The organism is Actinosynnema sp. NPDC049800, from assembly GCF_040656635.1.
In the GTDB taxonomy this organism is placed as follows: Bacteria; Actinomycetota; Actinomycetes; order Mycobacteriales; family Pseudonocardiaceae; genus Actinosynnema.
In genome coordinates, this window is record NZ_JBFAMT010000017.1 from 126201 (window position 1) to 147273 (window position 21073).

Annotated in this window: 22 protein-coding genes; 9 read left to right on the plus strand and 13 right to left on the minus strand. The window is 72.2% G+C overall.

Features of this window, described 5'->3' with window-relative positions:
* The first annotated feature begins 67 nt into the window (after positions 1–67).
* From AB0I91_RS21550 to AB0I91_RS21565, 4 genes are read left to right on the plus strand one after another with little or no spacing between them, the layout of a single operon-like run.
* Entirely contained in the window at positions 68–907 is an 840-nt protein-coding gene (locus tag AB0I91_RS21550; RefSeq protein WP_499638385.1) for a DUF4097 family beta strand repeat-containing protein, read from the plus strand.
* A gap of 27 nt (positions 908–934) precedes the next feature.
* Positions 935–2104, plus strand: a complete 1170-nt coding sequence (locus AB0I91_RS21555; RefSeq protein ID WP_499617144.1) for a cytochrome P450 — start codon at positions 935–937, stop codon at positions 2102–2104.
* A gap of 12 nt (positions 2105–2116) precedes the next feature.
* Positions 2117–3043: an ATP-binding cassette domain-containing protein gene (locus AB0I91_RS21560; protein WP_498781234.1), complete on the plus strand. Its 927-nt coding sequence runs from the start codon at positions 2117–2119 to the stop codon at positions 3041–3043.
* Positions 3040–3813, plus strand: coding sequence for an ABC transporter permease (locus AB0I91_RS21565; RefSeq protein WP_499638387.1), 774 nt, complete (start codon positions 3040–3042; stop codon positions 3811–3813). Before AB0I91_RS21560 ends, AB0I91_RS21565 begins: the two co-directional genes overlap by 4 nt.
* Before the next feature lie 103 nt (positions 3814–3916).
* Here AB0I91_RS21565 and AB0I91_RS21570 read toward each other — a convergent pair whose 3' ends face one another.
* Entirely contained in the window at positions 3917–4459 is a 543-nt protein-coding gene (locus AB0I91_RS21570; RefSeq protein WP_498781232.1) for a peroxiredoxin-like family protein, read from the minus strand.
* A gap of 74 nt (positions 4460–4533) precedes the next feature.
* On the opposite strand from AB0I91_RS21570, the gene AB0I91_RS21575 reads away from it, so the two are divergent.
* Complete coding sequence (locus AB0I91_RS21575) at positions 4534–5142, plus strand: TetR/AcrR family transcriptional regulator C-terminal domain-containing protein (RefSeq protein ID WP_499617135.1); 609 nt, start codon at positions 4534–4536, stop codon at positions 5140–5142.
* Positions 5143–5358: 216 nt separating this feature from the next.
* Here the strand turns inward: AB0I91_RS21575 and AB0I91_RS21580 are convergent, their stop codons facing one another.
* The 3 genes from AB0I91_RS21580 to AB0I91_RS21590 all read right to left on the minus strand — a co-directional run bounded on the left by AB0I91_RS21580 (position 5359) and on the right by AB0I91_RS21590 (position 6898).
* Positions 5359–5670 carry a hypothetical protein gene (locus AB0I91_RS21580; RefSeq protein WP_230569898.1) on the minus strand — a complete coding sequence of 104 codons (312 nt, stop codon included), beginning with the start codon at positions 5668–5670 and terminating at the stop codon, positions 5359–5361.
* Entirely contained in the window at positions 5654–5893 is a 240-nt protein-coding gene (locus AB0I91_RS21585) for a DUF397 domain-containing protein (RefSeq protein WP_498781227.1), read from the minus strand. The genes AB0I91_RS21580 and AB0I91_RS21585 overlap by 17 nt, the downstream gene beginning before the upstream one ends.
* A 129-nt stretch (positions 5894–6022) precedes the next feature.
* A complete protein-coding gene (locus AB0I91_RS21590) occupies positions 6023–6898 on the minus strand; it encodes a Sco1979 family transcriptional regulator (protein WP_498781225.1) in 876 nt (291 codons plus the stop codon).
* Between the two features lie 213 nt (positions 6899–7111).
* On the opposite strand from AB0I91_RS21590, the gene AB0I91_RS21595 reads away from it, so the two are divergent.
* Entirely contained in the window at positions 7112–7945 is an 834-nt protein-coding gene (locus AB0I91_RS21595; RefSeq protein WP_499638389.1) for an SAM-dependent methyltransferase, read from the plus strand.
* Between the two features lie 65 nt (positions 7946–8010).
* On the opposite strand, the gene AB0I91_RS21600 is transcribed toward AB0I91_RS21595, so the two are convergent.
* Genes AB0I91_RS21600 through AB0I91_RS21615 form a run of 4 tightly spaced genes read right to left on the minus strand, consistent with a single transcriptional unit; the run spans position 8011 to position 10783 of the window.
* Positions 8011–8817 (minus strand): alpha/beta fold hydrolase, encoded by an 807-nt coding sequence (locus AB0I91_RS21600; protein ID WP_498781221.1) that lies wholly within the window; start codon positions 8815–8817, stop codon positions 8011–8013.
* Positions 8818–8832: 15 nt separating this feature from the next.
* A complete protein-coding gene (locus AB0I91_RS21605; protein ID WP_498781220.1) occupies positions 8833–9489 on the minus strand; it encodes a DUF998 domain-containing protein in 657 nt (218 codons plus the stop codon).
* On the minus strand, positions 9486–10196 hold the full coding sequence (locus tag AB0I91_RS21610) for an SRPBCC family protein (RefSeq protein WP_499638391.1): 711 nt from the start codon (positions 10194–10196) through the stop codon (positions 9486–9488). The genes AB0I91_RS21605 and AB0I91_RS21610 overlap by 4 nt, the downstream gene beginning before the upstream one ends.
* A 2-nt stretch (positions 10197–10198) precedes the next feature.
* Positions 10199–10783, minus strand: a complete 585-nt coding sequence (locus AB0I91_RS21615; protein ID WP_498781216.1) for an ArsR/SmtB family transcription factor — start codon at positions 10781–10783, stop codon at positions 10199–10201.
* A gap of 122 nt (positions 10784–10905) precedes the next feature.
* On the opposite strand from AB0I91_RS21615, the gene AB0I91_RS21620 reads away from it, so the two are divergent.
* Positions 10906–11613 carry a DUF2306 domain-containing protein gene (locus AB0I91_RS21620; protein ID WP_498781215.1) on the plus strand — a complete coding sequence of 236 codons (708 nt, stop codon included), beginning with the start codon at positions 10906–10908 and terminating at the stop codon, positions 11611–11613.
* Here AB0I91_RS21620 and AB0I91_RS21625 read toward each other — a convergent pair.
* The 3 genes from AB0I91_RS21625 to AB0I91_RS21635 form a co-directional block, all read right to left on the minus strand.
* Positions 11587–12078 (minus strand): methylated-DNA--[protein]-cysteine S-methyltransferase, encoded by a 492-nt coding sequence (locus AB0I91_RS21625; protein ID WP_498781213.1) that lies wholly within the window; start codon positions 12076–12078, stop codon positions 11587–11589. The two genes, AB0I91_RS21620 and AB0I91_RS21625, sit on opposite strands and share 27 nt — an antisense overlap.
* 15 nt (positions 12079–12093) lie before the next feature.
* On the minus strand, positions 12094–13554 hold the full coding sequence (locus tag AB0I91_RS21630; protein WP_499617125.1) for an AlkA N-terminal domain-containing protein: 1461 nt from the start codon (positions 13552–13554) through the stop codon (positions 12094–12096).
* Positions 13555–13691: 137 nt separating this feature from the next.
* Positions 13692–13856 (minus strand): hypothetical protein, encoded by a 165-nt coding sequence (locus tag AB0I91_RS21635; protein WP_498781210.1) that lies wholly within the window; start codon positions 13854–13856, stop codon positions 13692–13694.
* Positions 13857–14207: 351 nt separating this feature from the next.
* On the opposite strand from AB0I91_RS21635, the gene AB0I91_RS21640 reads away from it, so the two are divergent.
* Both AB0I91_RS21640 and AB0I91_RS21645 read left to right on the plus strand, forming a co-directional pair.
* A complete protein-coding gene (locus AB0I91_RS21640; protein ID WP_499617120.1) occupies positions 14208–18230 on the plus strand; it encodes an nSTAND1 domain-containing NTPase in 4023 nt (1340 codons plus the stop codon).
* A gap of 196 nt (positions 18231–18426) precedes the next feature.
* Complete coding sequence (locus AB0I91_RS21645) at positions 18427–18900, plus strand: DUF2165 domain-containing protein (protein WP_498781206.1); 474 nt, start codon at positions 18427–18429, stop codon at positions 18898–18900.
* 69 nt (positions 18901–18969) lie between these two features.
* Here AB0I91_RS21645 and AB0I91_RS21650 read toward each other — a convergent pair whose 3' ends face one another.
* Together AB0I91_RS21650 and AB0I91_RS21655 are read right to left on the minus strand one after the other, a co-directional pair.
* Positions 18970–20418 (minus strand): carboxylesterase/lipase family protein, encoded by a 1449-nt coding sequence (locus AB0I91_RS21650; RefSeq protein WP_498781204.1) that lies wholly within the window; start codon positions 20416–20418, stop codon positions 18970–18972.
* Positions 20419–20493: 75 nt separating this feature from the next.
* Positions 20494–21069, minus strand: coding sequence for a TetR/AcrR family transcriptional regulator (locus tag AB0I91_RS21655; RefSeq protein ID WP_498781203.1), 576 nt, complete (start codon positions 21067–21069; stop codon positions 20494–20496).
* Positions 21070–21073 lie beyond the last annotated feature (4 nt).

The following is a 21073-nucleotide window of genomic DNA, read 5'->3' on the forward strand; positions in this document are numbered from 1 at the left end:
CCGGCCAACCGGCAGCGAGCCCGACACCAGCGCAAACGCCGACCAGACACACTCCCAGGGGACAGCCATGCCTTCTTTCGCCACGCCCGAGACCATCACGCTCGACCTCGACATCGTCGCCGGCAGCGTCCTCATCACCGCCTCCGACCGGGACGACACCGTGGTCGAGGTCGAGCCCGCCGACGCGGACAACGGCAAGGACGTCACGGCCGCCGAGGGCACCTCGGTCGACTTCGCCGCCGGCCGCCTCACTGTCCGGACACCCAGGTCCCGCAGCATCTTCGGCAAATCCGGCACGGTCGACGTGGTGGTGCGGCTGCCCGCCGGCTCGCACGTCGTCGCGCACGGCTCGCTCGCCGACTTCCGCGCCGAGGGCGCGTTGGGCGAGTGCCGCTTCAAGACCTCCGCCGGCCACATCAGGCTCCAGGACACAGCCGCGCTCAAGGCCGCCACCTCCCACGGCGACGTGGCGGTCGAGTCGGTCACCGGCCGCGCCGAGCTGTCGACCGGCTCCGGCGAGCTGCGCGTCGACCGGCTCGACGGCTCCGGCACCGTGAAGAACTCCAACGGCTCGACCCGGATCGGCGAGGTCACCGGCGACGTGCGGATCGGCGCCGCCAACGGCGACATCTTCGTCGGCCACGCCGCCGGGGACGTGCACGCCAAGACCGCCAACGGCCGCATCCGCCTCGACGAGGTCGTGCGCGGCACGGTGGTCATGGAGACCTCGGCCGGCGAGCTGGAGGTCGGCATCCGCGAGGGCACGGCCGCCTGGCTCGACGTGCGCGCGGTCACCGGCCGCGTGCGCAACGAGCTGACCAGCGCCGACGCCCCGGGCGAGGCCGAAGAGCGGGTCGAGGTGCGCGCTCGCACCTCGCTGGGGGACATCGTCATCCACCGCGCGTAAACACAACACCATTGGGGGACAACGACAATGTGGGACACCAACCCGCAGCAGTTCTGGCTGCGCGGAGAACGACCCGAGCACGCGGTCGAGTACGACGAGCAGCTCGGCTTCTGGAACGTCTACGGCCACCCCGAGTCCGTCGAGGTCCTCGGCGACTGGGCCCGGTTCTCGTCCGACACCACGCGGCTGTTCCCGGTGGACGACGCGTCGCTGACCGAGGGCAACATCATCCAGATCGACCCGCCGGAGCACCGCCAACTGCGCCGCCTGGTCAGCCACGCGTTCACGCCGAAGGTCGTCGCCGACCTCGAACCGCGCATCACCGAGCTCACCGGCGAACTGCTCGACGACGTCAGCGGCGACGACTTCGAGCTGGTCCGCGACCTCGCCTACCCGCTGCCGGTGATCGTGATCGCCGAACTGCTCGGCGTGCCGAGCAGCGACCGCGACCTGTTCAAGGTGTGGGTCGACAAGATGTTCGAGAGCACCAACCAGTTCTCGCTCAAGGACGACCAGGCCAAGCAGCGCGAAGAGCTGCGCGACAGCGTCGAGGCCATCCGGCCGCTGATGGACTACCTCGGCGAGCACGCCGCGCAGTGCCGCCGCTCGCCGCGCCCCGGCCTGCTCAACGACCTCGTCCAGGCCGAAGTGGACGGTGAGCGCCTGACCGACGCGCAGGTGGTGAACTTCGCGGCCGTCCTGCTGGTGGCGGGCCACATCACCACCACGATGCTGCTCGGCAACACCGTGCTGGCCCTCGACGCGCACCCGGACCAGTTCGAGGAGGTCCGCCGGGACCGCGCGCTGATCCCGGCCGCGATCGAGGAGTCGCTGAGGTTCCTCACCCCGTTCGCGGTGCTCGCCCGGGTCACGAACAAGCCCGAGACGCTCGGCGGCGTCGAGATCCCCGCCGACCAGCTGCTGATGCTGTGGGTCGGCGCGGCCAACCGGGACGCGCGCCAGTTCGCGAACCCCGACGTCCTCGACGTCACCCGCGACCCCAACCCCCACCTGGGCTTCGGCCGCGGCGTGCACTTCTGCCTCGGCGCGCCGCTGGCGCGGCTGGAGGGGCGGCTCGCGCTGGACGTCCTGCTCGACCGCTTCCCGAAGCTGCGCACGGACCCCGACCGGCGGCCGACGTTCATGCCGTCGCCGAACCTCACCGGCGTGCGGTCCCTGCCGCTGCTCACCGACTAGAAGGAGACGACCATGGCGATCACCGCCACCGGTCTGCGCAAGTCCTACGGCGACCACGTCGTGCTCGACGGCCTCGACCTGCGGGTCGAGCCGGGCACGGTGTTCGCCCTGCTCGGGCCCAACGGCGCGGGCAAGACCACGACCGTGCAGATCCTGTCCACCCTCATCACCGCCGACGGCGGCCGGGCGGAGGTCGCGGGCCACGACCTCGCCCGCGACCCGGCCGGCGTCCGCGAGGCCATCGGCGTTACCGGCCAGTTCTCCGCCGTGGACAACCTGCTCACCGGCGAGGAGAACCTCCGGCTCATGGCGGACCTCGCCCACCTGGACCGCCGGGACGGACGACGCCGCACCGCCCGGCTGCTGGAGCAGTTCGACCTCCTCGAGGCGGCGAAGAAGCCCGTCTCCACCTACTCCGGCGGCATGCGCCGGCGCCTCGACCTGGCGATGACGCTGGTCGGCGGGCCAAAGCTGATCTTCCTCGACGAGCCGACCACCGGCCTCGACCCGCGCAGCAGGCACGCCATGTGGCAGGTCATCCGCGGCCTGGTCGCCGACGGCGTCACGATCTTCCTCACCACCCAGTACCTGGAGGAGGCCGACGAGCTCGCCAACCGGATCGCCGTGCTCAACGGCGGCCGGCTCGTCGCCGAGGGCACCGCGGCCGAGCTGAAGCGGCTGATCCCGGGCGGGCACGTGCGGCTGCGGTTCGCCGACGCGCACACGCTCGACCTCGCCGCCAAGGCGATCGGCGACGCCACCCGCGACGACGAGGGCCTGACCCTCGACGTGCCCGGCGACGGTGGCGTGCACCAGTTGCGGGCCCTGCTCGACCGGCTCGACGACGCCGCGGTCGACGTGCAGGACCTGTCCGTGCACACGCCGGACCTCGACGACGTCTTCTTCGCCCTGACCACCGAGAGGACCGTGCTGCGATGAGCACCATGGCCATCCGCGACACCACCACCATGCTGCGCCGCAACCTGCGGCACATGCAGCGCTTCCCGATGATGTCGATCGGCACGATCGGCATGCCGGTGGTGATGATGCTGCTGTTCGTGCACGTCTTCGGCGGCTCGCTCGACACCACGATCGCCGGCGGCGCGTCCTACGTCGACTACCTGGTGCCCGGCATCCTGGTGATGGCCGTCGGCGCCGGCGCCGCGTGGACGTCGGTGAACATCAACACCGACATGGGCGAGGGCATCATCGCCCGGTTCCGCACCATGGCGATCTCCCGCTACTCGGTGCTGACCGGGCAGGCGCTGAGCAGCCTGCTCAACACCGTCCTCAGCCTGGCGCTGGTGGTGGGGGTGGCCCTGCTCAACGGGTTCCGCCCGTCGGCGGGCCTCACCGGCTGGCTCGCCGCGGCCGGGCTGCTGGTGCTCATCGCGTTCGCGTTCACCTGGCTGGGCATCGCGTTCGGCATGGGCGCGATGACGGTGGCCGGCGCCAACAGCTCCGCGCTGCCGCTGCAGTTCCTGCCGTTCGTCAGCAGCGCGTTCGTGCCGACCGACTCGATGTCGAGCGGGCTGGCGTGGTTCGCCGAGCACCAGCCGTTCACGCCGATCACCGACACCCTGCGCGGGCTGCTCATCGGCACGCCGATCGGCGACAGCGGGTACTGGGCGGTCGGCTGGTGCCTCGTCCTCAGCGCCGTCGGGTACGCGAGGGCCCGGGTCCTGTTCAACCGCGACCCGTCGCGCTGAGCCCTGGTCCGACGAGGCCCCGCCCTGGCCGACGGGCGGGGCCTCGTCGTTGATCGAACGCGTGTTCGATCCGTCCACAACTGGGGACAACCCTGTGGACAACTCAGTTCTTGCTGGTCAGAGCCTGTGCATGGGTGAGCAGTTCGTCCACCGACCACTGGTCGTACGCGTGTTGTCCACGCTTCTCCGCGACGACCTCGCCGTCCGGCGCGATGAGGAAGTCGGCGGGCAGGCCGAGCCGCCCGCCCTCCGGCTTGGGCAGCGGGCGCCGACCGCGCAGCACCGGGCCGAGGTCGCGCACGACGCCGCGCACGATCGCGCCCCACGCGCGCGGGTCGAGCACCGAGCGCGGCGCGGACTCCACGCCGAACTCCACGTACAGCCGCTTCTCCGGGTCGCCGACCACGGCGAACGGCAGGTCCGCGGCGTGCGGGCGCAGCTCGGCCGCCGAGGAGTGGAACACGACCACCTCGGTGACGCCGTGCGCGGTGATCTCGTCGTGCCGCTGGACGATCGACCGCAGGTGCAGGTTGCACACCGGGCAGCCGGCGAAGCGGCGGAACTGCAGGTGGACCAGGTTGCGCGGGTCGGGCACCCGCACCGTGCCACCGAGCACGGCTTCCCACTCACGTGCGCTGACCTTCACGGCATCCCCCTCGACGTAAGCGTGCGGTGTACGCCTACGCAAGTTATGCGCGTAACTTGTACGCTGTCAAGGCGATGCCCCGCCCCAAGTCGTTGACCAGATCCGCGCTCGCCGCCGCCACGCTCGCCGTCCTGGACCGGGACGGGCTGGCGGCGTTGTCGATGCGCGCCGTCGCCGCCGAGCTCGGCATGGGCACGATGTCGCTGTACCGGTACGTCGCCGACCGCGACGAGCTGGAAGCGCTCGCGGTCGAGCAGGCGATGTCCGGAGTGGACACCGTGCCGCCGAAGGCGTTGTGGGACAAGCAGCTCGCGGTCCTGGTCGAACGGGTCCGCGCGGCGATCGCCGCGCACCCCAACGCCGTGCCGCTCACGATGGCGCACCGCCACCGGTGCCCGAGCCTGCTGCGCTGGGCGGAGGCCGTGCTGGTGGTGCTGACCGAGGCCGGGTTCACCGGGGAGCAGCGGGTCTTCGCCCTGCGCGCGCTGCTGAGCTACCTCATCGGCGCGACCGAGACCGAGCACCGCAGCCCGCTGTCGGGCCTGGGCACCGACGCGATGTCCCGGATGGGCGAGGAGTACCCGCTCCTGGCCGAGACCGCGGGCACCGCCCGGGTGATCCCGCCGGACATCGAGTTCCGCCGCGGCCTGGACGTGGTGCTGAGCGGCCTGCGCCGCCCGTGAACCGCCACCCCCGCCCGGGGAGTGGCCAGTGCGGAGGCCGAAGCCGACCTCGGCCTCCGCACCGAACGCGACGAACACGGAGTTGCGCTCCGAGCGTGGTGTCGACGCCTTGTCCGGCGCGGAGTCGACTCCCGCTGCGTCTCCAGGTCAGGTTCGCCGGTGAGAGGGCTCTCCCCTCTCGTCCCGTCCACCACCGCGGATGTGGACGGGAAGCCTTCACGCGGTCCGCTCGTCCTCGTCGGGCAGGTCGAGCAGCTCTTCGAGCACGTGCGTGGCCGGACCGCGACGGCGCCACGAGAAACGGCTCGGCGACAGGACGTTCACCTCGTCGGCGGGCATCCGCATCGCCACCGCGTCGTCCTCGTTGTGCAGTCGCACGACGTCGATCACCGCGTCGTGCGCCCGCACCCCCACCACCGCCGCCAGTTCTCCCCTGGCGTCGCGAGGGTGGAGGAACTGGAACCCCCGCGCGATCAACTCGCGAAGCTGGAACGTCGTCCGCGAGGGGTGGTCAGTCGACGAGGTCATCGAACTCCCCGTCCCGGGCCCCGGCCACGAACGCGGCCATCTCCGCTCGCGTGTAGACGAGCGCGGGGCCTTCGGGGAACCGGGAGTTGCGCATCGCGATCTCGCCGCCGTCGACCACGGCGAACTCGACGCAGTTGCCGATCGCGTCGCTGTAGGAGCTCTTGGTCCACGTGACGCCGTTCAGGTCGGCCGCGGACATGCCGTTGTGAACCTTGGTGGCCATCGACTCACCTTCCGAGCCAGAGATGCATCTGCACGTGCATCCGGTTGTGCACGGACCGTAGCACCGGCTGGTGCACGGGTAAATGCACGTGCAGATGCAGAGCGTGAATCCCACCCGGTCGGACGACAACTAAAGCTCAGCCCGCCGTTTTGCGAGCATTTGTCGACTCCGGTCCGGCGTCTCGGCGTCCACCGTGAGGCGATCGAAGACCCGGCTGTAGATCTCCAGCTCTTCGAGTTTGTCCAGGTAGAGGGCACCGGCGAGGTGTTCGAGGTACACGATGTCCGGCAGGTCGGGCTCGCCGAACCGCAACATCGCGAAGGGACCCTTCGCCGCGTAACCGGCCAAGGGAAATGGCACTACCTGCAGAGTGACGGGCCCATCTTTGGTCACGCTGAGCAAGTGGTCGAGCTGATTGATCAGGACTTCGCGGCCACCGATCGCCCGGTAGAGCACCGATTCGTCGATCACCGCCCACACCCTCGGGGCGCCCGGCCGGGACAGGATCCTCTGCCGCTGCATCCGCAACGACACCCGCCGCCGCACGTCGGGCGTCACCAGCTCCGGCCGGCCGTGGCTCGCGATGGCCATCGCGTAGTCCTCGGTCTGCAACAGGCCGGGCACGAACTGCGTCTCGTAGATCAGGATCCGCGACGCCGCCTCCTCCAGGCCGACGAAGTCGTGGAACCAGTCGGGCATCAGGTCGGTGTAGCGGTGCCACCAGCCCGGCGAGTTGGACCGGCGGACCATGTCGAGGAACTTCGCCCGCTCGCCCGCGTCGTCGACCCCGTACATCGTCAGCAGGTCGTTCACGTCGCGCTCTTTCAGCCCGACACGCCCGAGCTCCATCCGGCTGATCTTCGACTCCGAGCCGCGGATGGCGTAGCCCGCGTCCGCCCGGGTGATCTCCGACGCCTCGCGCAGGCGGCGCAGCTGGGCGCCGAGCACGATGCGCAGCGCGGTGGGACCGCTGTCCCGCTCCGGCGTGGATTCGTCCGCCGCCATAGCCGATCCTCCCGCCCGTCGTGCCCGTCCCACCCGAACAGCGGTTGCGCCCGAGGAGGGCCTACTCGCATCGTCACTGAACGTACACCCATGATCTTGCCCGGTCAGATGCACGAGGCTCACTCGCGCGTTGAGCCCATACCCTTACGCTGACCGGACTGTGACGCGGTGCACACAACATCACTCCCACCCCCGTAATGCGAGGTCACCACAATGCCGGGTACGTCCTCGGACGCCGCCGCCCCCGTCTACATCGACACCACCAAGGCCAGCATCGCCAGGGTCTACGACGCGTTCCTCAACGGCAAGGACAACTACGAGATCGACCGCGAGGTGCTGCGTCGCGTGCAGCAGATCGCGCCCGAGGCGGCCACCCTCGCGGTGGACAACCGCAGCTTCCTGATCCGCGCCACCCGGTTCGTCGCGAGCCAGACGGGCATCAACCAGTTCCTCGACTGCGGGTCCGGTCTGCCGACCGCGGAGAACACCCACCAAGTGGCCCAGCGGGTCAACCCGGATGCCCGAGTCGTGTACGTCGACAACGACCCGGTGGTACTGGCGCACGGCCGCGCGCTGCTCGAGGAGAACGACCGGACGCACTTCTCGGCCGCCGACATCTTCAAGCCGCGCGAGATCCTCAACGACGAGGTCGTGCGCAAGCACATCGACTTCACCGAGCCGCTCGCGCTGTTCCAGATGGGCACGCTGCACCACTACAACGGCGACGCGCCGACGTCGGCCGAGATCATGGCCGAGTACATCGACGCGCTGCCGTCCGGCTCGTACGTGGCGATCTCCCACTTCCTCGACCCGGAGACCGAGGAGCACTCCGCCATCGCGCGGCGCATGGAGGAGACGTTCCTGCACTCGCCGATGGGCAGCGGGCGGTTCATCACCAGGCGTGAGATGCACGAGCTGTTGCACGGCTTGGAGCTGGTCGAGCCGGGGCTGGTGATCTGCGCGGACTGGTGGCCGGACGGGCCGCGGCTCAAGGAGCTCGACTCGGTGAGCTACTGCATCGCGGGCGCGGTGGGCCGCAAGCCCTGAAGCCGTCGCGCGCGACGGTGGTGGACGAGGAAGTCCTCGCCCACCACCAGGTTCCGCGCGCCTGCTCAGCCCTCGCCGCGGTGGAAGAAGTCGACGAGTGCCGGGACCGTCGCCTTGGGCTTGACCATGTGGGTCTGTCCCGGCAGGACGGTCAGCTCGCCGTGCGGCAGCGCCGACGCCAGGTGCCGCTGCGCGTTGCGCATGTACTCCGGGCTCTTGCCACCGGCGATCACCAGCGCGGGCGCGTCCGCGCGCGACCACCGGTCGGCGGGCGGCGGTGTGCCCCGCTGGAACTCGCCGACCAGCGCGAAGTCGTTCGGCAACGTGTGCGCGACGCCCTTGAGCTTCTTCCACGGTGGCATGAGCCGGAGGACCGCGACGACGAGGCCCGGTGTGCCGACGTACCGCATGAACAGCGTGACCGCGTCGCCCCGGCGCCCTTCCGCGACCGCGCGAGCCACGCGGGCCGGCAGGTCTTCGGGCATCGGCTCGTGCGTGCCGTCGACGATCATCGGCGACTCGTAGATCGCGATCCGCTCGGCGGCGACGCCCCGGTGCGCGGCCTCGGCGACCAGCGTGCCGCCGGAGGACATGCCGAACAGGTGCGCCGACCCGCCCGCCTCCTCGATCAGCGCGGCGATGTCCTCGACCTCGCGCCCGACCTCGTGCGGCGCGGTGCCGCCGCCGCTCTCGCCCCGGCCGCGGCGGTCGTAGGTGTAGACGGTGAAGTGCTCGGACAACGCCTCGGCCAACGCCGTCGAGGGGCCGAAGGCCCGGTAGCACAGCGCGCCGTCCACGATGATCAACGCCGGCCCGGACCCGATGCGCGTGAAGGCGATCGCGGTGCCGTCCTTCGAAACGACCTGTCCCATGATGTGCCCGTCCCCTCAGATCCCGGAGCGCAGCTTCGCCGCGACGGCGGACGCCCACAACCAACCCACCACGGCGCCGCCGTACAGCAGGACCGTGCCGAACCCCGTGCCCAGGAAGGGCATCGGCGCGAGCGACAGCACGCCCGCGACCACGCTCGCCCGCGCCCACGGCCCGGTGAGCTTCCGCGCCAGCACGAAGAACGACGCGACCAGCGCGGGGAACGCGAGGAAGAACGCCACGCCGTGCAGCACGCCGTGCCACGAGAGCGCCGCCGCCTGGCCTTCCGGCGCGCCGGCCGGGAAGCCGAACGCCGGGTCGGCCACGAACACGCCGCCGCCGACCATGCCGACCGCGAAGACCCCGATGAGGACCGGCGCCCACCGGCCGACCGCGCCCGTGCGGTGCGCGCCGACCGCGGCGGCCAGGAACAGCAGCCCGGTGAGGACGAAGTTCGCGATCTGGAGCCAACCGCCCTCGCCCAGGGAGAGGAAGCTGAACGGGTGGCGGGTCGGGTCGAAGCCCTCGCGGGTAAACGCCTGGGCGAAGCCGGTGACGAGGTAGAGCGGGCCGGCCAGGACGCCGCAGCCGAGCAGGAGCCTGGTGGTCTGGGTGCGGGCGCCGGTGCGGGCGCCGGCGCCGGTGCTGGTGTCGTTGTGCCGCAGGGTGGTCATGCCAGGTCTCCCATCCAGGTCGACCAGGTCCGCTCGTCGCGGTGGTCGTCGGCGAACACGTGGTGCATGGCGATCAGGGCGCCGGGGTGTCCCTGGAAGAAGCGGTACATCGCGTGCTCCGTGCGGATGCCGACGGTCTGGGAGTTCGCGAAGTAGACGACGCCGTCGTCCAGGTCGACGCGGTCCCCGGTCTTCGGCGCGCCGTCGAGGCCGAGCTTGCGGCCGAGGCGGGGCCACATCGCGGTCCAGTCCGCGACGGGCGGCCCCATGACCGTGACGGGTCGGGCGGTGCGCCCGGCGAAGTGGCGGAGGTAGGTGACGAGGGTCTGCCAGAACATCTCGCCGCCCGCCGTCATGGCCTCGAACTCGTCCTCCCAGTCGTCGCCGGGCAGGAAGCCGCTCGCGACCATGCGCAGGACCGTGCTGCCCCGCTCGCGGCCCTCGACCAGGAACTCGTAGGCCATGAACCGGCCGTCCGGGGCCGGGTCGCCGCCGTAGGCGAGGTGCTTGCCGGGTTCCCAGGCGGTGATCCGGTGGGTCGGCTCGTACCCGCCGAACGCCTGCCGGACGACCTCGCCCGGCTCGACCTCGTTGGCGCCCATGAACCAGGAGTCGATGCCGGGGCCGGTGGCGATGGCCTCCCAGACCTGCTCCGGCGTGACGCCGTCCAGCTCGACCTCGTTGACGCCTTCGAACGCGTGACCCATCGTCACTCCTTCGGGATGCTGGGGTGGACCGCGACGACGACGCGGTGCGGGCGTCCGCCGGTGGCGGCTTCGTCGTGGTACTTGGCGACCAGGGTCGTGACGGCGGTGGCCAGCTCCTCGGCGAACGCCGCGCGGTCGGCGGCGGTGGCGAAGCGGACCTCGCCGTCCAGCGCGAAGGTGGCGACCTTCTTGTCGGCCTTGGCGGCGCCGGTGAGGAGGTTGCCGACGTCGCGGACCAGCCGCGCGGCGACGGCCAGGAGCCAGCGGGCCGACAGGCGGTCGGGCGCGCGTTCCGGGTCGGGTTGGACGGCGGCGAGCGCCGTGGGCGAGATGACGTAGGACGCGGCGGTGGCGCGCATGACCCGTTCGGTCATGTTGCCCTTGCGGCGTTCCTCGGCCAGCTCCACCAGCCCGTGCTGCTCCAGGGTGCGCAGGTGGTAGTTGACCTTCTGGCGGGGCAGGCCGATCCTCGCCGCCAGCATGGTCGCCGAGCTCGGCTCGGCCAACTCGGCCAACAACCTCGCCCGCACCGGGTCCAACGAGACCTCGGCCGTCGCCGGGTCCTCGATCACTGCCACGTCAAGCATGGGCCAACCCTCTCACCGACAACTTCTTCTGTCAAGACAACTTCTCTTGTCGGTCCCGGTGGGAGGGGTGGTGGTGCGCGGTTGGTGCGGGGGTGGTGCGCGGTGGTGGGGAGGGTGGGGGCATGGGGAAGACGAAGTGGTTCCGGCGGCCTTGGGTGGCGCCGTTCGCGTTCTTGGTGTTGGTGTTCGTGGCGTTCTCGTTGCCGCCGTACTTGACGTTGGACCCGGCGTTGTCACGGGTGCCGGAGCCGCCCGCGCACCCGTGGCACTTCCCGGTGCTGGTGGCGCACGTGGTGTTCGGGTCCGTGGCGATCCTGACCTGCGTGGTGCAGGTCTGGCCCTGGTTCCGGCAGCGGTACCCGGTGGCGCACCGGCGGGTCGGCCGGGTCTACGTGCTCGGCGGGGTGCTGCCGGCCGGGGTGACGGCGCTGGCCATCGGCGCGGTGTCGCCGTTCGGGCCGCTCAACCAGGCGGGCAACGTGCTGATGGGCTCGCTGTGGCTGGTGTTCACCGCGGTGGGGTTCCGGATGGCCCGGCAACGCCGGTTCGTCGATCACCGCCGGTGGATGATCCGCAGCTTCGCGCTCACCGCGTCGATCATGACCAACCGGATCTGGGGGGTCGTCGCGACGATCACGCTCTCGCCACAGCTCGACACGACGTTCGGCGGCAGCGAGGTGGCCCTGCTGCAGGCGATCTCCGGGATGGCCGCGTGGCTCGGCTGGGTGATCCCGCTGCTGGTGGCCGAGTGGTGGCTGGAGCGGGGCGACGCCCGCAAGCGCCGCGCCCGCCGCGCGGACAGGTCAGATCGGCAGCCGGTAGTCGTCTGAGCCCTGCTCGAAGTCGAGCAGCTGCCGCTTGCGCTCCAGCCCGCCGCCGTACCCGGTGAGGTCGCCGTTCGCGCCGACCACCCGGTGGCACGGCACGATGATCCCGATCGGGTTGCGGCCGTTGGCCAGCCCGACCGCCCGCGCGGCCGACGGCCGGCCGAGCCGCTGGGCCAGTTCCCCGTACGTCACGGTCTCGCCGTACGGGATCTCGGCCAACGCCCGCCACACGGTCCGCTGGAACGGCGTCCCGATCGGGTCCAACGGCAGGTCGAACGCCGTGCGCGTGCCGGCGAAGTACTCGGCCAGCTGCACGACCACGTCCCCGAAGGGCGAGGGGTCCTCCGGGCCGAACGCGTCGTCCGCCGGCCGGTATCGCTGCCCGGTCATGTACAGGCCCGACAGCACGTCGCCGTGCGCGACCAGTGTGAGCGGTCCGACGGGGCTGTCGACGGTGGTGTGGCTCATCGGTGCGAGGTCCTTTCAGGCGGGCAGCCGGTTGACCGCGTGGTCACCGGTGGCCCAGAGGTACTGGACGGCGTAGGCGCGCCATGGGCGCCACGCCTGGGCTCGCCGCACCAGGGCGGCGGGGGTGTCGGGCAGGCCGAGGGCACGGGCGGCGACGCGGATGCCCAGGTCGGTCGGGGTGAACGCGTCCGGGTCGCCGAGCGCCCGCATCGCGATCACCTCGACCGTCCACGGCCCGAACCCGGGCAGCGCCAGCAGGTCCGCGCGGGCCTTCGCCCAGTCCGCGCCGACGCCGAGGTCGATCGCGCCGCCGGCCAACGCCTCGACCAGCGCGCGGAACGCGGTCCGGCGCGCCTGCGGCACGGCCAGCACGGCGGGGTCCAACGCCGCCAGCGCCTCCGGCGTCGGGAACAGGTGCGTCAGCCCGCCGTCCGCGATCGGGTCGCCCGCCGCGCGCACCAGCCGACCGGCGTGCGTGCGGGCGGCGGCCGTGGACACCTGCTGCCCGAGCACGGCGCGCACCGCGAACTCGGCGGCGTCGACGGTGCCCGGCACGCGCCGTCCCGGGCCCGCGTCGACCACGGGCGCGAGCAGCGGGTCCGAGCGCAGCTGCTCGTCCACCGCGACCGGGTCGGCGTCGAGGTCGAGCATCCGGCGGCACCGGGCGATGGCGATCGACAGGTCGCGCAGGTCGCTCAGCGCCAGCTTGCACGCCACGTGGTCCTCCTGCGGCGTCAACGACACCACGCCGTGGCCGCGCGGCAGCCGCAGCGTCCGCCGGTACGCGCCGTCGCGCCACTCCTCCACCCCCGGCACGGCGGTCGCGGCGAGGTGGCCGAACAGGTTGTCCGGCCGCAGCGGCGCGCGGAACGGCAGCCGCAGCGACAGCACGCCCGGCGTGTCGGGCGCGGGGGGCCGCCTGCGGGTGCGCAGGTCGGTCGGCGACAGCGCGAACACCTCGCGCACCGTCTCGTTGAACGCGCGCACGCTGGCGAACCCGGCCGCCGGCGCGACCTCAGCCATCGGCAGCGCGGTCGTCTCGATGAGCAGCCGGGCGGTCTGCGCGCGTTGCGCCCTGGCCAGCGCCAACGGCCCCGCGCCGAGCTCGGCCAGCAGCAGCCGCTCGACCTGCCGCACGCTGTAGCCGAGGCGGACGGCGAGGCCGGGCACGCCTTCCCGGTCCACCACGCCGTCGGCGATCAACCGCATCGCCTTCGCCACCGAGTCGGCGCGGTGGTTCCACAACGGCGAACCGGGCGACGCGTCGGGCCGGCACCTCTTGCACGCCCGGAATCCCGCTTGTTGCGCCGCCGCCGCGCTCGGGTAGAACCGCATGTTCTCGACCTTGGGCGGCGCCACCGGACAACTCGGCCGACAATAGATCCGGGTGGTCAGGACCGCGGTGAAGAACCACCCGTCGAACCGGGCGTCTTTCGACCGCACGGCCCGGACACAACGTTCCGCGTCTTCGTGCACGACACCAGCATCGGTCAAAGCGGGGGCCCGTGGCCGGCGGAAATGCGACATGGTGGAAAACGCCGCCGGGCCGGTCGCGCCGCACCGCGCTGTGCGGCGCTCCCGGAGGGCGGCGACGCCCTTCGGCCGGACACCGACTAGCTGTGCGCCGGGGCGGCGAGGCGGGCCAGCAGGTCCAGCCTCACCTCGGCCCCGTCGCGGCCGTGCGCGTCGAGCACCGTCCTCAGGATCGGGCAGACCCGTGCTTCACCGGGGACTCCCCGGTCCTCACGGGCCGTGACCGGCTGACGGGTGGTCCGCACCGGGTCAACTCCGGTCGGCGCGGCAGGTCGCCGCGCCGTTCCACCGAGCGGGTCGGTTCGGCGCGCATCGCTGAGAAGACCCCCAGGACCCCTCAGCGACGATCGAGCCGCCACTCGCGGTAGTTGCCTGCGAAACCACTTTGACCGGTCCCTTCGCACAACTCGTCGACGTCACCGGAACGTCCCGCTCAGCTTGTCAGCGCAAGTCGTTAGGGTGGACCGAGAAGAGCACCACCGGTCGACAAACGGCCTGTTCACGCGCTCACACCCGGTTTTCCGGTCCGGAACACCGGACCTCTAGGAGGCACGCCGCGGATGGCTGGTTCCGGTCAGGGGTCAGGTCCCCGTGCCGTGTTCGCGGAGCGGTTCGCACTGCTCTACGCGGAGGCGGGCGATCCACCTCTGAAGAAGGTGACCGAGTCGGTCGGCCGCGCGCGGCGCGCCGACGAGCGCGGCAGACCGATCCGGGCGACCGCGCAACGGGTCAGCGACTGGCGTCGTGGCCGCAACGTGCCCGCCCGGTTCTCGGCACTCTCGGTAGTACTTGAAATTTTGATCGGTGAGGCCAGGAAGTCACGTCCGCAGCCGCCGGTGGCCGGGTTGTACGACCTCGACGCGTGGCGCGCGCTGTGGGAGGAGGCGCTGGCCAGCCCGGTGTCCTCGCCCGACGACGAGGACCCGCCGAGCTCCGACGAGATCGGTGTGTGCCCTTATCGGGGATTGGCCGCGTTCCAACCCGAGGATTCCGGTTGGTTCTTCGGGCGGGAACGCAGCACGGCCGCGCTGGTGTCCCGGTTGGGCAATGCCGCGGATACCGGCGGAATCGTGATGCTGGTCGGCGCCTCGGGTGCCGGAAAATCGTCGCTGGTGCGCGCCGGGGTCATTCCGTCCATTCGTGCCGGCGCGTTGGGCGTGGCCGGCTCGACGAATTGGCCGTCGGTCGTCATAACGCCCGGCGCGGACCCGGTGAAGGAATTGATCCGGCAGGTCCCGGAATTGGCCGAGATCCTGGACATGGCGCTCACCCTGGACGGGATGGACCAGGACCTGGTGGCCTCCGGGCACGGTCCGGACACGTTCCTCGGGCAGACCCTGATGGGCGTGCTGCGGTTCGCCGCGCAGATCCGGGCGGCGTTCGCGGCGTACGCGGCGCGGCACGGCGGCGACCGGGTGGTGGTCGTGGTCGACCAGTTCGAGGAGGCGTTCACGCTGTCCTCGGACGAGAACCGGTTGCAGGTGTTCGTCCAGGCGCTGCACGTGGCGTGCACGCCCGCGGCGCCCGGCGGCACGCCGCCCGCGCTGGTGCTGGTCGGCGTGCGGGCCGACTTCTACGGCCGCTGCCTGGCGTTCCCGGAGCTGGCCGACGCGTTGCAGGACCGGCAGATGGTGCTCGGCCCGATGACGTCGGCGGAGCTGCGCGAGGCGGTGTCGCGGCCCGCGAAGGCGGCCGGCCTGCAACTGGAGCCCGGGCTGATCGAGCTGATGCTGCGCGACCTCGGCGTGCGCAGCGGGCGCGCGCAGGCGCGGGCGGGTCAGGGCGCGTACGACGCGGGCGCGTTGCCGCTGCTGTCGCACGCCCTGCTGGCCACCTGGCAGCGCCGCGCCGCGGGCAAGCTGACCATCTCCGGCTACCGCTCGGCGGGCGGCATCCAGGGCGCGGTCGCGGCCACCGCGGAACGGGCGTGGGCCGACCTCGCGCCGGAGGCGCAGCAGGCCGCGCGGCCGTTGTTGCTGCGGTTGGTGCGCGTCGGCGAGGACACCCAGGACACCCGCCGCCGCTCGACCCGGCACGAGCTGGTCGAGCAGGCCGCGAACCGGGCCGCGGGCGAGGAGGCGCTGGAGGTGCTGGCGCGGGCCCGGCTGGTCACGCTCGACGCGGGTTCCGTGGAGATCACGCACGAGGCCCTGCTGCAGGCGTGGCCCCGGCTGCGCAGCTGGATCGACCAGGACCGGGAGGGCCAGCTGCTGCGGCAGCGGCTGGAGGAGGACGCGGCGACGTGGGCGGCCCAGGACCGCGACCCGTCGCTGCTCTACCGGGGCGCGCGGCTGGAGACCGCGCGGCACTGGGCGGACGCGGCGGGCCCCGAAGGGCTGACCGGCACCGCCCAGGACTTCCTCGCCGTGTCGATGCAGTACCGCAGGCGCGCCGCGTGGGGCAGACGGGCGGCCGTGGCCTGCGTGGCCGTGCTCGCGCTCATCGCCGCGACCGCCGCCGTGCTGGCCGTGCGGCAGCGCGACGACGCGGTGTTCCGGCAGGTCGTGGCCGAGGCGGACCGGTTGCAGGAGTCCGACCCGTCGCTGTCGGCGCAGCTGGCCCTGGTGGCGCACCGGATGCGGCCCGACGACCGGGACGTGCAGACCCGGCTGCTGTCCACGCAGACGACGCCGCTGGCGGTGCCGCTGATCGGGCACACCGGCCCGGTGTACCTCACCTCCTACTCGCCGGACGGGAAGTTCCTGGCCACCGCGAGCTTCGACCAGACCGTGCGGCTGTGGGACCTGCGCGACCCGGACGACCCCAAGCCGCTCGGCTCGCCGCTGCCCGGGCACCGCGGCTGGGTCACCTCGGCGGTGTTCAGCCCGGACGGCAGGACGCTGGCGACGGCGGGCGACGACACCACCGTGCGGCTGTGGGACGTCAGCGACCCGGAACGCCCGCGCTCGCTCGGCGAGCCGTTGCGCGGCGACAACGGCACCATCTACCTGGTGGCGTTCACCCCGGACTCCCGCACGCTGGTCACCGCCAACGCCGACCACACGGCGCGGCTGTGGGACGTGAGCCACCCGACCGACCCGCGGCGGCTGGGCGACCCGCTGCGCGCGCACACCGACCAGGTGCGCGCGGTCGCGATCAGCCCGGACGGCGCGCTGCTGGCCACCGCCGGCGACGACGGGACCGTGGTGCTGTTCGACGTGCGCGACCCCCGCGACCCCCGGCGCGTCGGCGAGCCGATCACCGGGTTCGACAACACCGTGCACTCGCTGGCGTTCAGCCCGGACAGCCGCCTGCTGGCGGGCGGCAGCGAGGACCACACCGTGCAGCTGTTCGACGTGGCGGCCCCGGCGTCGCCGCGGCCGGTGGGACGGCCGCTGACCGACCACGCCGAGGGCGTGTGGTCGGTGGCGTTCAGCCCGGACGGCCGGGTGCTCGCGGCGTCCGGCGCGGACGGCACGACGCGGCTGTGGAACATCACCGACCCGGCGCACGCCACCACCCTCGGCCGGCCGATGACCGGCCGCAACGGCATCGTCTACGCGGTGTCGTTCAGCCCGGACGGCCGCACCCTGGCCACCGGCAGCCACGACTCGGTGGTGCGGCTGTGGTCCCTGCCGCACAGCGTGCTCATCGGGCACTCGGCGCGCACCATCGGGCCCCGCTTCACCCCCGACGACCACCACCTGGTGTCGGCCAGCGAGGACGGGACGATCCGGGTGTGGGACACCAGCGACCCGCGCCGGCCGACGTCGCCGACCGTGCTCTCGCACGGCGGTGGCGTGTGGTCGCTGGCGTTGAGCGAGGACGGCCGGACGCTGGCCAGCGTGAGCGACAAGACCGTGCGGCTGTGGGACCTCACCGACCCGCACGACCCCAGACCGCTCGGCGAGCCGATCGGGGTGGGCACCCGCTACAGCTCGCCGGTGGCGTTCCGACCCGACGCGAAGGTCCTCGTCACCGGTTCCGACGACAGCTCCGTGCAGCTGTGGGACCTCGGCGACCCGGAGCACCCGAAGCCGCTGGGAGGCGCGCTCGTCGGCCACGGCGGGTACGTGCACTACGTCGGGTTCACGCCGGACGGCAAGACGCTGATCACGGCGAGCGCGGACAAGACCGTGCGGCTGTGGGACGTGACCGACCCGGCCACCGCCCAGCCGATCGGGCACCCGCTGAGCGGGCACAGCCTGGCGGTGCGCGCGGGCGACATCAGCCCGGACGGCCGGACCCTGGCCACCGCGAGCGACGACGGCACGGTCCGGCTGTGGGACCTGACCGTGCCCAACCGGGTCAAGCAGCTCGGCCAGCCGCTGACCGGTCACGTCGAGGCGGTGGTGACCGTGGCGTTCAGCCCGGACGGGCGGACCCTGGCCAGCGGCGCCGAGGACCGCACGATCCGGCTGTGGGACGTGCACGACCTCCAGCGGCCCGTCCCCGTCGGCCAGGTGCTGACCGGGCACGACGGCGGGTTGCGGGACGTCGTGTTCAGCCCGGACGGCCGCCGGCTCGCGTCCACCAGCTCCGACAGCACGGTCCGGGTGTGGGACCTCGACCTGCCGCACGTGATCGGGCGGCTCTGCCTCAAGACCAAGGGCGTGCTGCCGGAGGAGCGGTGGGTCGAGCACCTGCCGCAGCTGGAGTACGAGCCGCCCTGCCCCTGAGCGACGTCCACCCCGAACCTCCGAGTGGTCCAGACCGCATCCGGGACGTGGGCGTTCCCTCCCGGGCGACCACCCGCGCCGACCTGCCGGTTCGACGTGCTCCCGGACCCGGCGCGGGCCGGTGGAAGTGAAATCCGCTCATGGACTTCCGGTCGATCGTGACTACGTTCTACAGATCATGCGTTTACTTGCCGGGGTGGGGAGCCTGAAGGCGGCGATCACCGCGCTGACCGGGATCACCGCGCTCTACATGGGTCTGGTGGTGTTCGGGAACATCACCGACTACGAGACCAACCACGCGTTCGTCCAGCACGTGTTCGCGATGGACACCACGTTCGGCTCGCCCACCACGACGTGGCGCGCGATCACGAACCCGACCGTCGTGACCGCGGCGTACGTGCTGATCATCACCTGGGAGGCGGTCACCGCGCTGGTGCTGCTGGCCGGCCTGGTGGCCTGGCTGCGCCGCCGCGAGGAGGTGGCGCGCCGGCTGTCGTCCACGGGCTGGGTGATGCAGGCGCTGCTGTTCGGTGGCGGTTTCATCGCGATCGGCGGCGAGTGGTTCGTGATGTGGCAGTCCAAGGACTGGAACGGGTTGTCGGCCGCGTTCCAGAACTTCGTGATCGCCGCGCTCGGCCTCGTCCTGCTGCACGCGGGCAAGCGCGACTGACCTTCCCCCCGTCCGCACCCCGGACCGGAGGCCGCCTCCCCTCGTGGCGGTCTCCGGTCCGGCGGTCCCCTACTCGTCCTCCCAGAAGTCCAGCCGGTGCTCGGCCCGGTAGTCCACACCGGTGATCGCGTCCGGCACGAGCGACTGCACGTGCCGCCCCTCGGTGAACGCGGGCCAGTGCGGCAGGCCGTGCGCGCCGTCGCCGTTCGGGTCACCGGTGCGGGCGAACTCCGTCCAGTACCGGATCATCGCGTCCGACAGGTCGCGCCGGGGACCCGCCAACTCCTCCTCCGGGAACAGGTAGCCGATGTCGGTGCTGTGGCTCGCGCCCTGCTCGGAGGCCGCCGGGTCGGCGAACTCGAACGCGAACGTGGGCGTGTGCGCGGACAGCAGCTCGTGCTGCCGGAACGTCGGTCGCGCCCACACGCGGTCGGTCAGCACCGCCGCCCACGCCCGGCTCGGGCTCTCGAACGCGCTCAACGGGTACTCCCGCTCCACCTCGGCCGCGCGGTCGCCGAACGCCGCCGCGAGCAGCCGCGGGTAGTCCTCGGCCGCGACCGGGCCGCGGAAGATCTCCACGATGCCGCGGTGCTCGTGCCGCGTGTTGCCGGCCAGCACGGGCACCTTCGCGATGTCGCCGGCGGCGAACGCCTCGACGGGCAGCGCCGGCAGGTCCTCGTTGCCGTACCCGAAGGGCTGGAAGATGTTCATCACCTGCGGGTGGTCCAGCAGCCGCTCGGCGGGCAGGCCGCGCAGGCAGTCGACGTCCGCGCAGCCGAGCTCGGCGGCGACCCCCTGCCCGATGCCCTCGATCTCGGCCGTGTCCCGCCAGGCCAGCCACGGCAGCGCGCCCAGGTCCGGGTACCACGCCTCCGCGGGCAGGTCGACCAGCGCGAACCCGCTGTGCATGATCGCCTTGTGGAACAGGCCGCGCGACTTCGGCGAGATCAGGTGCGCGGCGGTGGCCGACGCGCCGTAGGAGACGCCGAACAGCGTGACGTTGCCCGGGTCGCCGCCGAAGCCCGCGACGTTGCGCCTGACCCACTCCAGCGCGGCGCGCTGGTCCTGCAGGCCGAACGCGCCGGAGCCCGCCAGGCCCGGCAGGCCGAAGCCGCCGAACACGCCGAGCCGGTAGTTGAGCGTCACGACCACCACGTCGCCCTTGGTGGCCAGCGCGGCGGCGTCGAAGTGGTGGCCCGCGCCGATCGCGCCGTCGCCGTGCACCCAGACCATGACCGGCCTGCGGCCCGTGGTGGACGGCGTGGTGACGTTGAGGAACAGGCAGTCCTCGTCGGTCGCCTTGGTGTCCGAGTAGGACGAGCCCACCTGCGGGCACGGGTTGCCCGGCTCGGTGGCGTCCCTGGTCCCGTCCCAGTCCGCCGCCGGCCGCGGCGACCGCCAGCGCAGCTCGCCCTTCGGCGGCGCCGCGTACGGGATGCCTTGGAAGACGGTGTGGTCGGCGTGCGCGACGCCGCGCACCTCGCCGTTCTCCACCTTCGCGATGTCGCGTGGTCCCACGTCGTTCCCCCCGCATGCCGTCACGACCAGGGCGGTCGTCGCCGTGATCAGTGCTCGCGTCCCCCGACGCATGGGTCACCCCCTCGTGGTGGCGAGCTCCACCGCGGTGACGAGCTCGCGTTCGCAGAGGTCGAGGTCGACCTCCGGGTGATCGGCCGCCCTGGCCAGCACCCCGTTGCGCAGGGCCAGGACGAAGATCGCCATGGTGTCCGCGTCGAACCCGCGGAACTCGCCGCGCCGCTGCCCCTCCCGGAGCAGGTCGGCCATCGCGCGGTGGTCGTCGTCGGCGGTGTCCACCTCGGACACGTGCGGGCGGACCTGTGCCAACGCCACCATGTGGGCCCGGTGGGCGCGCATGAACCGCAGGTTCGCGCTCAGGAACGCCCGCAGCTCGCCGGCCGCGGTGGCGCTGTGGTCCATCCGCTCCAGCACGAACGCGGCGAACGTCCGCCTGACCTGCGCGTAGACCTCGTCCACCAGTTCCTGCTTGCCCTTGAAGTGGTACGAGATCAGGCCCGTGCTGCTCAGGCCCGCGCGGGCGGCGATCTGCTTGAACGAGGTCGCCCCGTAGCCGAGCTCGGCCAGCGCCTCGATCGCCGCGGCGACGATCTGCGCCCGTCGTGCCTGCTCGGTCACGGACTTTGCTCGCATGAGC